This is a genomic window from Ruegeria profundi, assembly GCF_049800715.1.
Lineage (GTDB): Bacteria > Pseudomonadota > Alphaproteobacteria > Rhodobacterales > Rhodobacteraceae > Ruegeria > Ruegeria profundi_A.
Genome location: NZ_JBNAFO010000008.1, coordinates 72,541 through 88,508, shown reverse-complemented (window position 1 = coordinate 88,508; position 15,968 = coordinate 72,541). Strand labels below are relative to the sequence as shown.

Here is a 15,968-nt window from a genome sequence, read left to right as displayed (position 1 = left end):
TTGGTGGGCAGCACGAAGGTGGAAAGAATTTAAACTCTTAAACATGCGACTTAGGGTAGGCGATGTCTCAGAGTCTTTTGAAGTATACACGTGTTTTGGAAATTGTCGGAGACACGATAAAGGTTCGTGTACCGGTTGACGATGGTGGCGCACCGGCTGTTCGGTTCAATGATCTGGCGGTGATCGAAACGGTCGATGGGCATAAAACGCTGGCACAGGCCATCTTTATCGACCGGGATGTGGTGACGCTGCAGGTGTTCTCGGGCACCAAGGGCATCTCGACCGAGGCGACCGCGACCTTCCTGGGTCACCCGATGCAGACGCCGTATTCAGCCAATATTCTGGGCCGTGTTTTTGACGGCGCGGGAGAGCCGATTGACGGCGGCCCTGACCTGTCGGCCGAGCCGCGGATCGATATTGGCGGGCCGACAGTGAACCCGGCCGAACGGGCCGTACCCAACAAGATGATCCGCACCGACGTGCCGATGATCGACGTGTTCAATACGCTGGTCGAAAGTCAGAAGATCCCGATCTTTTCGGTCTCGGGCGAACCGTTCAACGCCTTCCTCAGCCGCATCGGCATACAGGCGGACGCGGATATCGTGGTCTTCGGCGGCTTGGGGTTGATCTTCGATGACTATCACACGTTTCGGACTTCGTTCGAGGATGCAGGGGTGTTCTCGCGCACTGTGATGTTCGTCAATCAGGCCATGGACCCTCTGGTGGAACGCCTTCTGGTGCCAGACATGGTGCTGGCCGTGGCCGAGAAATTCGCGGTGGAAGAGGGTAAGCGCGTTCTCGTGCTTCTGACCGACATGACCGCCTATGCAGATGCGATGAAAGAGGTGGGCATCAGTCAGGAGCGCGTCCCCTCACAGCGTGGCTATATGGGTGATCTCTATTCGCAGCTCGCGCGGCGCTACGAGAAAGCCTGTGACTATGCCAAAGGGGGCTCGGTGACTGTTCTCACCGTTACGACGATGCCCGGCAACGATGTGACCCACCCTGTGCCGGATAACACGGGCTACATCACGGAGGGGCAGTTCTACCTGCATTCGGGTGTGATTGACCCATTCGGCAGCCTCTCGCGTCTGAAGCAGAACGTCATAGGCAAAACCACACGAGAGGATCACGGGCAGATCATGAACACGATGATCCGCCTCTATTCGGAAAGCCGGGATGCCGCGCAGAAACAGGCGATGGCCTTTGATCTGTCGGACTACGATCATCAACTGCTGAAATTCGGTGCGCTGTTCCGAAAGCGGTTCATGGATATCAACGTCTCGATCCCGTTGGAGGACGCGCTGGATCTGGGCTGGAAAACACTGGCCGAGTGTTTTGAGCCTGAGCAATTGCTGATGAAGCAAGCTCTGATCGACAAGTATTTCCCAAAGGATGGTGATGGCGCGGTTGCAGCTGAATAAGTCGTCGCTCGCCCGCGAGCAGACACAGCTGAAAAGCTATGAGCGGTTCCTGCCGTCGCTGGACCTGAAGCGCCAGCAGTTGATGGCCGAACGCGCCAAAGCACGCGAAGATGTAAAGCGTCTCGAAGACGAAGTGAGCGATCTGGCGCAACAGGTCGGGGCGAAGCTCCCCATGCTGGCGCAAAAGGGCATTGATCTGGACGGGTTGGTCGAGCTGAAAGACTACAAGGTCAAAGAAGTGAATGTCGTGGGCGTAAAGATGCCCGCCCTTGACCGGATTGAGGTTTCGGTGCGGCCGTATTCACGGCTGGCCAAGCCCCATTGGGTCGACGCCGCCGCGCAACTGCTGCACGACATGATCGAGGCGCGCCTGCGGGTCAAAGTGGCGGAAGAGCGGGTGAAGATATTCGACAAGGCCGTCGCCACGATCACGCAGCGGGTCAATCTGTTCGAAAAGGTTCTGATCCCGCGCGCCAAGGCCAATATCAAGAAGATCCGCATCTATCTGAGTGATGAGCAGATGCAGGCCGTCGTGCGCTCGAAGATCTCCAAGCGCAAACATGCGCAGGAGGCCGTGTCATGAGTGTTGCACGGCTCAAAAAGCTGTCTTTGGTGGGACGGGCGGCGCAGAAGATCGAAACGCTTGAGGCGCTGCAGGCGCTTGGTTGTATGCATGTGCTGCCCCTGGTCCCTCCGCCGGCTGAGCCGGAAAAGGTCAACGAACGCGGCGCGCATGAAGCATACAAGGCGCTGCGCTTTCTGACAGATGTAGCCGAGCCTCGCAGGCAAATACAACGCGATCCTGAGTTCCAGATGGATCAGTTCGTCAAAGACGTGCTGGACCTGATGCAGCGTACGCGTGACATGTCAGACCGAAGGGATTTTCTAGCCCATCGGATTGCTCAGGTGCAGCCTTGGGGGGATTTGGATTTCCCGCCCGACGATGTTCTTGCGGGCAACCGGTTGTGGTTTTACCAACTGCCCCTAAAGCACCGGGGTGCGTTGGAAGGTCTGGCGCTGCCTTGGGCCATTCTCGAACAGGATCACCGCTTCATCTATGCCGTCCTGATTGCGCCAGACGAACCGGCCGATGATATCCTGCCGGTCCCGCGCACGCATACCGGGTCTTTGCCGATCCACGAGTTGGAAGCACAGCTGGAAGAGGCAGAGATCGCGATCGAAGCGCTTGAGGCGGAAAGGGTTGCGCAGACCCGATATCTAACGCTGATGCGGCGCAACCTGTCCGTAGCTGAAAGTGCGGCAGAGCTAGCCCACGCCACCCAGAAGGTCCGCGACGAAGAGGCGATGTTCGCCCTGCAGGGCTGGGTGCCAGAAGATCGGATCGATGCGGTTCTGGAGATGGCGGGGGCGAAAGATGCCGCCGTTCTGATCGAAGACCCGGGCGCCGATGACACCCCGCCCACATTGCTGGAGCAGCCGGAACAGCGCAGCGCTGCTGTGGACTTGGCGCTGTTTTACCAAGTGCCGGGCTACAAGGATTGGGACCCGAGCGTGATCGTCGCAGCTTCGTTCGCGTTCTTCTTTGCGATGATCGTGGCAGATGCAGGATATGGGGCCGTCATTCTGCTGGGCCTGTTGCTGTTCTGGAGGCGTTTGGGCGGGACGGTTAGCCAACAATCCTGGAGGCGCTACGGCGTCATCGTTTCGGGGGCGACAGTCATTTATGGCGTGTTGCTCGGCAGCTATTTTGGGGTCGCACCGCCCGATGGGTCCCTTCTGGCAAAGGCCAAACTGCTGGACCTGAATAACTTCGCTGCGATGATGATGATCTCGATTGTTGTCGGTGTCTTACATCTTGTGCTGGCCAACGCTTTAGCCGCGCGTGCGGCATGGGGGCAGCGAAAAGCGGTTGCCAATCTAGGTTGGATCGCGGCGCTGATCGGCGGGTTTGTTTTGTGGCTCAGTAACATGAAAGGCCAATCAGCGGCGCCGGGCGCGATGATTTTGGGCGCGGGTCTTTTGGCGATCCTGTTGTTTACCAGCGAGAGGCAGATCAAAAAACCAATCGACTGGCTCTGGCGTCTTATTGACGGTGTGCAGGGTCTTGCCGGGGCCATGGGCGCATTCGGAGATGTCCTCAGCTATATGCGTCTCTTTGCGCTCGGATTGGCATCGGCTTCACTTGCGATCACTTTCAACGATCTGGCCGTCTCGGTTATCCACGCGCTGAAAGGGCCGGGCATTTTGTTCGGTCTGCTGATCCTGATCATCGGCCATATCCTGAACTTCGCCCTCGCCATGATGAGCGGCGTCGTCCACGGTTTACGTCTCAATTACATCGAGTTCTTTAAATGGGGCCTGCCGGACGAAGGCATCGTCTTTCGTCCGTTCGCCCGCAAGGAGGTTCAGGAATGAATGAGCTTGTTCTGACATTGGGTTGGCTGGGCATCTACGCCCCAATGGCGCTGGGCGCGGCGGCCAGTGCGATTGGCTGTTCGATTGCGGGCATGGCCAGTATTGGTGCCATGACCGAGACAGAGGGCGGCTATGGTCGGTTCGTCGGCGTCTCGGCCTTTCCGTCAACGATGGTGATCTATGGGATCGTCATAATGTTCACGCTCAACCGCGATGTAACGCCGGAAAACGCGGGCGGATTGTTCGGGATCGGCATCCTGTCCGGCATCGCGCTGATGTATTGCGGCATCTGGCAGGGTCGGGCCTGCGCCGCCGCGATTAATGCGACCAAAGAGAAGCCCGAGATTTTCGGCCTGTCCTTGGCTCCGGCGGCAATTATCGAAGGCTTTGGCGTCTTCGCCTTCGTCTTCGCCCTTGTGATCAGCGCGGGGATCAGTTGATGGCACAGGATGGCATGATCTCGCACGGCGTTGACGCGCTGATCGACAAACTGCGCAGTGATGGTGTGGCCGCCGGGCAGGCGGATGCTGAGAAGCTGAGGGCGGATGCAAAGGCCGAGGCGGCCAAGATTCTGGCGAACGCCAAGCGTGAGGCGGATGCCTACCAGAAAAAGGCCCGCAGCGACTCCGACAGCTATCGCGCGGCAGGCGAAGAGGCGCTGAACACCGCCATGCGGGACGCGGTTCTGACCATGAAAGCGGGTCTGACGGATCGGTTTCGAGAGGACGTGGCGCGCCTCGTCACCAAAGAAATGGCAGACCCGGACCTGCTGAAACAGATGATCCTGGAGGTTGTCGGGCGCGCTTCTGAGGGCGCCAATCTTGAGGGCAAGATTCAGGTCATCCTGCCCGCAAAGGTCGCCACGCAAGAAGACATCAAGCAAAACGCTGATGACATCCAGTCCGGTAAGTTGACGAAATATGTGCTTGGCTTGACCGCCGAAATGCTGCGCGAACAGGTTGAATTGCATGCTGCAGACGACGCGCAGGGCGGTATCCGAGTTCGGGCCGAAGATCAGGGCGTGGTTCTGGACCTGACCGACAAAGCCGTGGCTTCGCTGTTGATGCAGCATCTGCAACCTCGTTTCCGCGCCGTGCTGGAAGGGGTGATCCGGTAACATGTCGGACCCCGACGCCTATATCGCTTTGATCAGCAGCCTACCGGGCTCGGAACGGTTGTTTGTAGCCAAACAGCCGCCCTTGTCGCGCCTGCGCCTTGAGCGGCGCTTGACGGCGCTGACATCCGAGGACGCGCGCGTTTTGAAGGCGTTGGAGCATGCTCTGAACTGGGGCGGCTATGACATGGACGTAACGGATGCTCAGGCGATCAAGCGATGCAAAGAAGCATTGGAGGATACGCCGCAACCAACTTTGCGGAAGATTCTTGTGGAGCGCATGGATCTGCGCACTGCCGTTGCTGCACTGCGCCTGCGTAAGCAAGGCGGCAGCCCCCCTTCAGGGGTATTCGGAATGGGGCGTTGGAGCCGGCACATCCCCGAGAATTGGGGTGACCCGCATTTCCGTCTTGAAGGGGCGATGCCGTGGATCAAGGACGCGAAACAGTTATTGGACGCCGAAGATCCATTGGGCCTGGAGCGGTTGCTCTTATCGGTCAGTCACAAGCAACTGAAACAGCACGCATCTCGTCACTACTTCGATTTCGAAGCGGTGGCGATTTACGTGCTTAAATGGAACATTTTCGACCGCTGGGCGCAAAGCAACGCGCAGGATGCGGCCAAGAGATTTGAACATCTGGCGCAACAGGCCATGGCCGATGTCGCTGATATCGACTTTGAGGGAGCATACGCATGACCGCCCCAACCCCCGCCACGCAGACCGCCACCGCCCGCGTCGTTTCGGTGCAGGAGGGGCTTGTGCAGATCCAAGCCAACGCCGACGCCTCGGGCCAACCCGGACAGCTGGTCAAGAACGAGGTGGTTTTCATCCTGCCCACGCGCCCCGGCCCAGGCGGCAGGCAAGAGCGTCTAAAGGCCGAAGTGTTGCGCGTACGCGGTGATACAGCGGATGTGCAGGTCTATGAGAGTACCGACGGTGTCGCGGTCGGCGATCCCGTAGAACAATCGGGCCAGTTGCTGTCGGTCGAACTTGGGCCGGGCTTGCTGGGGCAGGTGTTTGATGGCCTGCAATCGCCGCTGCCCAAGGTGGCCAGCGAGTTTGGAACATTTCTGCCGCGTGGGGCAGACGTTGCACCGCTGGATGATCAGGCAAAATGGTCGTTCACGCCGTCGGTCAAGGTTGGGGATACGGTCACAGCAGGCGACAGCATTGGAACGGTGCCCGAAGGCCACTTCAGCCACAAGATCATGTTGCCCTTCAATTGGACAGGCGACTACAAGGTCGTTTGGGTCCAGAAGGGCGCGGCCACGATCCACGACATCGTTGCTCGGCTGGAGGATGAGCAGGGCGGTGAACACACACTCACCCTGTCGCAGAAATGGCCAGTACGTCGCCCCTTGCCAGAGAGCATCCTTAAACGCGCCCTGTCCGAACGCCTCTATCCAACTGAGCCGGTTCTGACCTCGCAGCGTCTGATTGATACGTTCTTCCCGATCGCTCGCGGCGGAACGGCCTGCATTCCCGGCCCGTTCGGAGCGGGCAAGACGGTGCTGCAAAACCTGATTGCGCGGAACGCCAAGGTAGATATCGTCATCGTCGTGGCCTGTGGCGAACGCGCTGGTGAGGTGGTCGAGACGATCCACGAATTCCCCAAGATGACCGACCCGACCACCGGCGGCAGCCTGATGGATCGCACGATCATCATCTGTAACACGTCCTCAATGCCGGTCGCCGCGCGCGAGGCCTCAATCTTCACTGGCATCACGCTGGGTGAGTATTACCGCCAGATGGGCTATGACGTTCTGCTGATCGCCGACAGCACCAGCCGTTGGGCGCAAGCCATGCGCGAAACCTCCGGCAAACTGGAAGAAATTCCGGGCGAGGAGGGGTTTCCGGCCTATCTGGAAAGCTCGATCAAGGGTTTGTACGAACGGGCAGGCGCGTTGAAAACCAATGACGACGATCTGGGCAGCTTGACCCTGATCGGGACTGTGTCACCGGCTGGGGGAAACTTTGATGAACCAGTCACGCAGTCCACTCTGTCTACGGTAAAATGCTTTCTCGGCCTGTCCTCGGAGCGGGCCTATAAGCGGTTCTATCCGGCCGTTGACCCGATGCTCAGCTGGTCGCGCTACACAGATCAGCTTTCTGACTGGTATGACAAGAACGCGGAACCCGGCTGGACAGGTAAGGTCAGGGACCTGCTGGCGTTGATCGAAAAAGGTGAGCAGGTCGATCAAATGATGCAAGTCACCGGCGAAGAGGGTGTCACCATCGAGGATTTTGTCACCCAACAAAAAGCGCTGTTTGTGGACATGGTCTACCTGCAGCAAGATGCCTTTGACCAGGTGGACGCAACCGTGCCCTTGGAGCGGCAAAAGATGACCTTTAAGCTGGTCTACGATGTCACCCAATCCACAGCCGATTTCGCCGACAAAGCCGAAGTGCGGCAGGTGTTCACGCACCTCACTGGATTGATGAAAAACTTTCACTACGAAGCCGAGAACACGCCGGAATTCAAATCAATCTGGCAACAGATCACCGATCTCTGTCATGAAAAATTCGGCATCTGACAAGTGGCTGGCCATTGAGGGCGAAAGCCGACTGCTGAGGGCAATGTCCGTGAGGTTTCGGGCTAGATAAAGCATCGGTCCCAAAGCTGTTGCAAACTTTTGAAAGGCCAAAGTGTCTTGGCCAATCGTAGTATGGCTTTCGAGGTCATCGCGTTGAAAACCCATCCATGATTCCGTCAAAAATAATCGATATCCGAAGGATGCTTTGTGCGACGGCCACATCGTGGGCGCGCAATTTTCTTTGACATCGACCAATTTACTGGCAGATGGATCGATAAACCTCGGGAAGGCGCGTCCTTGCAATTGGACTTGTTTGACAGATCTAATGCTCTGGCGAACAATTGAAATTTGACGAAGCCGAGCCAAGCACAACGACCATGAGCCAGAATTTCTCCCGGCGACTGACGGATCTTCTGATCCGTATCTACCCGGACCATGACCATTCAGAATTGTCCGAGCAGATTGTGCAGGCGTTCTGGCCGCCCGGCCACCACCAGAGAAAGCAGGGGCGAAAGCCCGGCAATGGTCTGTGGTCAGAGCGGGACAGTGTTCTGATCACTTACGGCAATTCCATCGAGGACCAGGTTCATAAACCGCTGGACCTGTTGCACGATTTTCTTGTGCGTCATCTGCAAGGGGTCGTGAACGGCGTGCATATCCTGCCATTCTTTCCCTTCACGTCCGATGATGGATTTGCTGTTTCGGATTACTACAGCGTCAGTGCGCAATTGGGGGATTGGCCGGACATCACGCGTATCGCGGATGATTTCCACCTGATGTCGGATCTTGTGCTCAACCACGTGTCCAGTCAGGGGCTATGGTTCAACAACTACCTGCAGGGAAAGCCGCCGCATGACAGGTTCTTCTTCGAGGCCACGCCCGAAGATGATCTGCAGCCGGTGGTACGGCCCAGAACCACGCCGCTTTTGCGTCAGGTTGAAACCAGCCGTGGCGACCGTCACGTCTGGTGTACCTTCAGCCACGATCAGATTGATCTGGATTTCCGCAATCCTGAGGTGCTGATCGAAATGCTTCGGATCATCCGACTGCATATCGACAAGGGCGTGCGCATCCTGCGGCTGGATGCCGTGGCCTTTATCTGGAAAGAGGTGGGCACGACCTCGATCCATCTTCCTCAGACGCATGCGATCGTGCAACTGCTTCGGCTGCTTTGCGATTTCACGACAGAGACCGTCGTCCTGCTGACCGAAACCAATGTTCCGCGTACCGAAAACCTAAGCTATTTCGGCAATCGGAACGAGGCACATGCGGTTTACAACTTTCCCCTGCCTCCGTTGATTCTGCACGCCATGCAGTCCGGCACGGCCCGGTACTTGCGTGACTGGCAGGCGGCCATGCCTCCGGCGCAATTGGGGTGTGCCTATCTGAATTTCACCGCCAGCCATGATGGTATCGGGATGCGGCCCGCAGAAGGCCTGCTGCCACCCGAAGAAAAGGCGCGGATGATCGACACCGTGCGAAACCTGGGCGGGCTGGTTTCCATGCGCGCTTTACCGGATGGTCGCGAAGAACCCTATGAACTGAACTGCGCCTTCTTCGAGGCCATGCGCGCGACCTTTGACGGCGAAGACCAGTTTCACCTGGCGCGTTTCATCTGCTCGCAAACCATCGTCATGTCCCTTGAGGGCATTCCCGCGTTCTACATTCACTCTCTGTTGGCCACCCCAAACGACCATGAGGCGGTGGAACGTCGCGGGATGAACAGGGCGATCAACCGGCATCGCTGGCACTATCCGGACCTGTTGTCAAAGCTCGCCGACCCCGGATCGGATCAATCCCGAGTGTTGTCGGAAATGTCGCGCCGGTTGCGCATTCGCGCGCAGCAGTCGGCGTTCCACCCGAATGCGACGCAGTTTACCCTACGGCTCGACGAAAGGGTTTTCGGCATCTGGCGGCAGAGTCTGGATCGAAGCCAATCCATTTTCGCCCTTCACAACGTGTCTTCGGATCACGTGCAGATTAATCCGACAGAAGTGAACCTGATTGCCGAAGAAACATGGATGGACGCCCTGACCGGCGAGGTCTTTGGTGCCAATATGTCCGAATTCTCACTGGCGCCTTACCAGTGTCGCTGGATCACGAACGCCCCTGCGGTGTGAACTCATCCAGATCCAGCGCGACCGCTTCGCTCAGGTGGTGCAGGAACTCGGCATCTGCGGCATGGACCCGGTTCCATGTCGGGATAAACGGCGTCTCATGGGGGTTCTCCAAAAAGACCCGCCCGGCGCGGATGATGTTTTCGGCAAAGAGCTCGATCGACTTTTCCTCGGTGTGGCGATCAAGCGCCAAGCCGTTCATCTTTGCGTCGGTATAGTAACCCTCGAGCAAATCCAGAGCCGAGCGATAATAGGTCGCCTTGAGGGTCCGGAATGTGTTTGTGGTGAATACGGTACCATCTGCGGCCAGTTTGCGGAAAATGGCCTTACAGATGTCGGTAGACATTCGGCTTAGCCCGGTGTTGGCATCCTCAGGCGACAGCTTTTGATGCTTATGATCGTAATTGTCGGCAATCTCGACCTGGCAGACGGATTTGGGCGCGAGGTTCCTCCAGGCTTCGGATAGAACGCCGATTTCCAGCCCCCAGTCCGACGGGATGCGTAGATCGGGCAGGGTCGGTGTGCGAATGGCAAACTCGCCTGAAAGCGGGTAGCGGAAACTGCGCAGGTAATCGATGTAGTCCCGATCGCCGATCACCTTTTTTAATGCGATCAGCAAAGGGCTGACCAAAAGCCGAGTGACGCGGCCGTTCAGGTTGCCGTCGCCGATGCGCGGATAAAAGCCTTTGGCCATCTGGAACGGGAAGGTTGGGTTGACCACGGGGTAAACCAGCCGATCCAGCATATCCCGTTTGTAGGTCACGATATCGCAGTCATGGATCGCCATGACCGAGCTGTCGGCGCAGGCCAGCAGATAGCCGATGCAGGACCAGACGTTTTTGCCCTTGCCGGGTTCCTGTGGTGCAAGGCCGAGGTCGCGTAGCCGTTCTTCCAGCTGCAACATCCGAGGGCTGCTGTTCCAGATCACAACATGTTTCTGAGGCAAACGGTCAAAAAACGCTCTGGCGCTTTGGTATTGTTCTGCGTCGGCCTGATCGAGCCCGATGATGATGCGATGCAGGTAATTGACCTTGGACAGCTCGTCGATAATCCCTGCAAGGGCAGGGCCTTCCAGTTCAGAGTAGAGACAGGGCAGGATCAGTGTCACCTTGCGCGTTTCGGCAAAGACCGAGATTTCGTGCACCAGATGCTCGGCCGGGCGGCTTCGCAGGTTGTGAAGCGTGGTGATGTTTCCGTTTTGATGGAAGTCTGCCATTTGGGCTGCCTGTCTTGGTTAACTGTCTTTGTGATCAGCTGCGGTGAGGGTCAGAATGGCCTCGGCCCAGCCTTCGGGGCCTTCGCGTGTGGTTCTGAATATCCGCTGCTCGTCTTCGAGCGCCTGGGCCGGAATGGATGCACCATGCCGGTTTGCGACAACGACACCAGTGTCGGCGGCAAGGATCATTTCCAGATCGTTCGGTGCATCGCCAAGCGCGATGGTTCTTTCCGGTTTGAACAGGCGGATCACGTCGGACATGGCATCTGCTTTGGTCTTTCCAAACGACAAGGTGAGAAATCGACCGCCTTGCCTGGCCTTTAGACCGTACCGCCCGGCTTCGGAGATAAACGTACCTAGATCCTCTGGCGCGCCATCCCACACGCCCGGTTCGCTGAAATGCCGATCCTGGGCTTTCTCTGCCTCGACGAGATCAAGGCCGGTCCTGTCGCTCACCTCCTGCACGCTCATATCTGCGAAGCCGCGAAAGCCGGGTGGGAGGTGTTGCAGGATATTCAGAATGTTCAGATATTCGGATGGCCCGCCGGTTTCTGGGTGGCCCGTTGCCAGAATGCCAGCACCATTTTCAACTATCGACGGCATGTTCGAAAAGCCGATGTCTTGGCGCAAGCCAATAATCTCAGCAGCGGTTTTACTGCTGGCTAGCACGAGCCCCGCGCCAATGTCCCGAAGCCGGTTTAGTGCGGGTTGCGCGGCGTCCCAGCTATAGTCGTGATGGTTCAGCAGAGTACCATCGAGATCGGAGAAAACCAGAAGTGGCAGGCGTCGGGACATGGCTTCTGACTAGCATCCGAGATTGCGCGGCTACATCTCAAATCAGAAGAACATGCAGATTTAGTGTTTAAAAAATCAGCAGACAGGCAAGAACGATTAAGAATTAGGCAATTTAGACCGGTAAGTCCTGACTTAACCCACTCCCATGTGCACTGGACGCGCGGGAAAGGAAAACGGATAAAGCTAGGAAAGTGTATCCGGGCATCGAACTTTGTGCCCGTTCCGGATCACCTGCACGACAGCGCGAGCGAAGGAAGCCAACCATGCCCAGCAACGTAGAACCGAGCATCCGCCAGCTCAAAGCGCTTGAGGCGGTTGCCCGAACCGGCAGTTTCACGGCTGCGGCAGAAGAGTTGGGCGTCTCTCAACCCACGGTTTCTAACCTGATCGTCGCCTTGGAACGGCAAACCGAGTGTCGCTTTTTGCGGCGGGGCAACAAGGGTATTGAAACCACCGAAATGTTCGAAACACTGCGTCCGCAGATCAAGGCTCTGCTGGCGTTGAAGTCCGAGGTCGATCTGGCGATTGGCGCTCGGAAAGACCTGAAGTCGGGCAGTTTTTGGGTGGGCTATTCGACCTATCAGATCGCCATGCCACCTATTGCCCGATTTATCCAGACCCATCCGGGTATCACCCTGAATGCGCGTGCAATGGCTAGCCTTGACCTGTTGCCCTTGCTGCGCACCGGTGATCTGGATGTCGCCTTTGTCACCGCGCTCGAACCGCTGGAGACGATGCATTGCCAAAAGGTCGCCTCGTTTCGGATCGGCATAGTGGCCCAAAGCGAAGGTGCATTGCGAGACGTCGAGACCCTTAGTTGGGCGGATGTCGCGAAACTGAGACTGATACAGCGGGAGCCGAATGCCGGTACGCGTCAGATCTTCGAACGCGCAGCCTCAGAAGCTGGTATCGCGCCGGATACCATTCTAGGCCTCGGCTCCTGGGGGTCGATCACCTCTCTGGTCCGGGCTGGCGTGGGCGAAGGGGTAGGCTTCGAATCGGAGTTGGTGGCCGCAGATAAGGATCTGAAATTCATCCCGATTAACGATCAAAAACTAAGCGCTCATCAGTTTTTGGTTTCGATGCCTGCGATGGCTGCGTCGGCCACCGTCCGGCAATTCTATGAAATTACTCAAGAAACTTTGGCGAGCGTTCACGAATAGGAGTGACATAGTTTAAAGCTATAAACTCTTACTCATTATTAAATTGTTACAATGGCCCCTTAACCGGATCGTCGAACAAACCTGGAGGTTGTCATGACGATCCGTCATATCCTGATGTCCACTGCCGCAACAATGATTGCGGTTCCCGCGCTTGCAAATTGCCCGGTCGCCACCGTCGCTGATCCAATGGGGCTGGAGCCCGCGTTCCCGCAGCAGTTGGAACTGGCCGAGCTGCAATCGGCCGCATCCTGCACCCTGGAATTCTCGGAAAACCCCGCGATTGCCGACCTGAACGGCAAAATTCTGGGCAACGCCGACCTGGCCGCTGTCGCAGACCGTTTGCCGACCGAGCCTCTGGTCGTGATGCCCTATGAGAGCATCGGCCAGTATGGCGGCGCGATCACCGGTATCTCGAAAGCGACCGAGTCGGGCACGTCGGACCTTCTATCCGTGCGCCATGTGAACTTTGTTCGCTATGCGGATGACTTGCAGACGGTTGTGCCCAACGTCGCCAAGGCTTGGGACTGGAACGAAGACAAAACCGCTCTGACGATCACGCTGCGTGAAGGTCACAAATGGTCTGACGGTGAACCTTTCACCGCCGAAGACGTTGCCTTCTGGTACAATGATCTGCTGCTGAACACCGACATTCTGGAAAAAACCCCGGATCGCTGGCTGTTTGCAGGCGAGCCGATCAAGGTTGAGGCGGTTGATGATGTGACCGTCCGCATGACCTTCCCGGTGCCGACGCCGGGCATTCTGAACCGTTTTGCCGTCGATTATGGCCAGCCGTTCCAGCCTAAGCATTTTCTGGGTCAGTTCATGCCCAAATACAACGAAAACGCCGATGCGCTGGCGCAGGAATACGGTTTCGCCAACGGCGCCGAAGCGGTTGATTTCTACTACGGCGGCTCGGATTGGAAAGACGTTCCCTCGCCGCTGCTGAAAGACGCCGACAAAGCCGCTGCCATTGGCCGTGCGGTTGTGCCGACCCTGGAAAGCCACATCGTTGTCGAAGAGACCTCGGAAGGTCGCAAACTGGTGGCGAACCCCTATTTCCACCAGGTCGACACTGCGGGCAACCAGCTGCCCTATATCAACGAAATCGTTGAGAGCTATGTCGGCGACAAGGAAGTTCAGAACCTTAAGGTCATGAACGGAGAGGTTGTCTGGAAACAGCAGGCGATCTTCCTGGAAGACTTCCCGCTGCTGAAAGAGAACGAAGGCAAAGGCGGCTACACGATCCAGTTCGCGCCGACACTGGGTGAAAACGTGTTCTTCTCGTTCAACCGCACCCATAACGACGAGGTGCTGCGCGAAATCTTCAACGATGTACGCTTCAACCGTGCCATGTCGTTGGCGATGAACCGTGATGAAATCAACGAGATCGTCTATCTGGGTCAGGGTACTCCGATGCAAGGTGTTCCGGCCGAGCCCAAGACCGTGTCGTTCATCTCGGATGACGTGCTGAACAAGGACATCGCCTATGACGTCGAGGGCGCCAAGGCCCTTCTGGCCGAAATGGGCCTGAGCGACAGCGACGGCGACGGCACGTTGGAGCGCCCGGACGGCAAGCCTCTGGTCATTCGCCTGGTCTATTCCTCGCAGGGTGTGCCAGTGAAAATGATGGAGCTGGTGCGGGATTACTGGACCGCAGTGGGCGTGCGCGTTGACCTGAAAGAGGTTACCTCGGACGAATACCGCGCATCGGGCAACAACAACGATCTGGACCTGACGACCTGGAAGTATGACGGCAACGCCGGCCCGACCATCTCGCAGGATACCACCGTTTTCGTGCCGCCCTTTGGTGACTTCTTCAACCCAGGCACCGGTGCCAAATGGGCCACATGGAAACAGACCGATGGTGCTGAAGGTGTTGAACCCCCGGCCGATATCCAGAAGCTGTGGGACCTGAGCGAGCGGTTCATCCAGGCTGAGTTCGGCTCGGACACCAGCAATGAAATCGGTGCGGAAATCGTTAAGATCCACACTGACAACATGCTGAAGATCGGCACCGTCGGTGACATCGTTGCCCCCTTCCTTTGGCGCAACGACCTGCAGAACGTCAAACCCATCAAGTCGAAAACCTACGACTTCTACTGGACCTATCCCTACCGCCCCTCGCAGTGGTGGCTGGAACAGTAACCCCCATGCGGGTTTGACATTTTCCTCCGGGGCGTTTGCAGCAGACGCCCCGGAGTTTTGCAGTCCAAGCTGCAATCTCGGGACAGACGCATGCTCAGATTCACCGCCGAACGATTAGTAGGAATGGCCATCACGATGCTTCTGGTGTCGATGATGGTATTCCTGATCATGGAAATCCCGCCCGGAGACTACGCGGACCGCTACGCGTTCCGGAAATACTCGGGCACCGGGGTCAACGTAACCGAGGCCGATGTGCAGGCCATCCGTCAAGAGCTGGGTTTGGACAAGCCGATGTTGCTTCGGTATTTCGACTGGATTGGCGGTATCGTTCTGCGCTGGGATTTCGGGCAGGCATTTGCCTTTGAAACCTCGGTCACCAAGGTGATCGGTGACAAGGTTTGGCTGACCGCAGGCATCCTGTTCGCAACGCTTATCCTGACCTATCTGATCTCGATCCCGGTTGGGATCTACGCGGCCGTGCGGCGCGGCTCGGCCATTGACTACGGTCTGACGATTTTCTCGTATCTGGGCCTCGCGCTGCCGAACTTTCTGCTGGCGCTGGTCATGCTGTATTTCGCCAACCGTTGGTTCGGGGCGGATATCGGCGGGTTGTTCTCGGCCCAGTATCAGGACGCGCCTTGGAGCGTGGCCAAGGTCTGGGATATGCTCAAACACCTGTGGTTGCCTGCGGTAGTTCTGGCCTGGTCGGCGGTCGCCTACCAAATCCAGACCGTGCGCGCGACCATGTCGGATGAGCTGAACAAGCTGTCCGTCACCGCAGCCCGCGCGCGCGGTGTGCCCGAGCGGAAGCTGCTGATCAAATACCCGGCCCGTATCGCGATCAACCCGGTCGTTTCGACCATCGGGTTTGACGTGAACCGGATCTTTTCCGAGCTGCCGATCGTGGCCGTGGTTCTGGGCTTGACCGAGCTGGGCGAGCTGTTGCTGAAAGCGTATCTCGACCTCGACATGAACGTGGCGGGTGCGATCCTGCTGATGCTGACCTTTGCCATCGTGTTCATGAATTTCCTTTCCGATCTGCTGTTGGCGTGGCTTGACCCGCGCATCAAGCTGGGGGCGTGA

13 protein-coding genes are annotated in these 15,968 nt (G+C 57.6%); 11 read left to right on the top strand and 2 right to left on the bottom strand.

Translation table 11 applies throughout. From position 1 onward, the window contains the following. Positions 1-62 precede the first annotated feature (62 nt). The 8 genes from ACP15L_RS14025 to ACP15L_RS13990 all read left to right on the top strand — a co-directional run bounded on the left by ACP15L_RS14025 (position 63) and on the right by ACP15L_RS13990 (position 9,569). A complete protein-coding gene (locus tag ACP15L_RS14025; protein WP_425084641.1) occupies positions 63-1,424 on the top strand; it encodes a V-type ATP synthase subunit B in 1,362 nt (453 codons plus the stop codon). Beyond that, the gene (locus ACP15L_RS14020) at positions 1,402-2,007 is read left to right on the top strand and encodes a V-type ATP synthase subunit D (RefSeq protein WP_170380336.1); all 606 of its coding nucleotides are present in this window, start codon (positions 1,402-1,404) and stop codon (positions 2,005-2,007) included. The genes ACP15L_RS14025 and ACP15L_RS14020 overlap by 23 nt, the downstream gene beginning before the upstream one ends. Further along, on the top strand, positions 2,004-3,800 hold the full coding sequence (locus ACP15L_RS14015; protein WP_425084640.1) for a V-type ATP synthase subunit I: 1,797 nt from the start codon (positions 2,004-2,006) through the stop codon (positions 3,798-3,800). The genes ACP15L_RS14020 and ACP15L_RS14015 overlap by 4 nt, the downstream gene beginning before the upstream one ends. Continuing rightward, positions 3,797-4,240 carry an ATP synthase subunit C gene (locus ACP15L_RS14010; protein ID WP_170324458.1) on the top strand — a complete coding sequence of 148 codons (444 nt, stop codon included), beginning with the start codon at positions 3,797-3,799 and terminating at the stop codon, positions 4,238-4,240. The genes ACP15L_RS14015 and ACP15L_RS14010 overlap by 4 nt, the downstream gene beginning before the upstream one ends. Next, positions 4,240-4,917 (top strand): hypothetical protein, encoded by a 678-nt coding sequence (locus ACP15L_RS14005; RefSeq protein ID WP_425084639.1) that lies wholly within the window; start codon positions 4,240-4,242, stop codon positions 4,915-4,917. Before ACP15L_RS14010 ends, ACP15L_RS14005 begins: the two co-directional genes overlap by 1 nt. Before the next feature lies 1 nt (position 4,918). Beyond that, on the top strand, positions 4,919-5,611 hold the full coding sequence (locus ACP15L_RS14000; protein ID WP_425084638.1) for a hypothetical protein: 693 nt from the start codon (positions 4,919-4,921) through the stop codon (positions 5,609-5,611). Then, positions 5,608-7,449 carry a V-type ATP synthase subunit A gene (locus tag ACP15L_RS13995; RefSeq protein ID WP_425084637.1) on the top strand — a complete coding sequence of 614 codons (1,842 nt, stop codon included), beginning with the start codon at positions 5,608-5,610 and terminating at the stop codon, positions 7,447-7,449. The genes ACP15L_RS14000 and ACP15L_RS13995 overlap by 4 nt, the downstream gene beginning before the upstream one ends. A 377-nt stretch (positions 7,450-7,826) precedes the next feature. Further along, positions 7,827-9,569: a sugar phosphorylase gene (locus tag ACP15L_RS13990; protein WP_425084636.1), complete on the top strand. Its 1,743-nt coding sequence runs from the start codon at positions 7,827-7,829 to the stop codon at positions 9,567-9,569. Here ACP15L_RS13990 and ACP15L_RS13985 read toward each other — a convergent pair. Next, positions 9,547-10,782, bottom strand: coding sequence for a glycosyl transferase (locus ACP15L_RS13985; protein WP_425084635.1), 1,236 nt, complete (start codon positions 10,780-10,782; stop codon positions 9,547-9,549). The two genes, ACP15L_RS13990 and ACP15L_RS13985, sit on opposite strands and share 23 nt — an antisense overlap. Before the next feature lie 18 nt (positions 10,783-10,800). Continuing rightward, positions 10,801-11,577 (bottom strand): HAD-IIB family hydrolase, encoded by a 777-nt coding sequence (locus tag ACP15L_RS13980; protein WP_425084634.1) that lies wholly within the window; start codon positions 11,575-11,577, stop codon positions 10,801-10,803. A gap of 263 nt (positions 11,578-11,840) precedes the next feature. Between ACP15L_RS13980 and ACP15L_RS13975 the strand changes: the two genes are divergently transcribed. From ACP15L_RS13975 to ACP15L_RS13965, 3 genes are all read left to right on the top strand, one after another. Beyond that, on the top strand, positions 11,841-12,740 hold the full coding sequence (locus ACP15L_RS13975) for a LysR substrate-binding domain-containing protein (protein ID WP_425084633.1): 900 nt from the start codon (positions 11,841-11,843) through the stop codon (positions 12,738-12,740). 93 nt (positions 12,741-12,833) lie between these two features. Beyond that, complete coding sequence (locus tag ACP15L_RS13970; RefSeq protein ID WP_425084632.1) at positions 12,834-14,885, top strand: ABC transporter substrate-binding protein; 2,052 nt, start codon at positions 12,834-12,836, stop codon at positions 14,883-14,885. Between the two features lie 90 nt (positions 14,886-14,975). Further along, on the top strand, positions 14,976-15,968 hold the full coding sequence (locus ACP15L_RS13965; RefSeq protein WP_425084631.1) for an ABC transporter permease: 993 nt from the start codon (positions 14,976-14,978) through the stop codon (positions 15,966-15,968).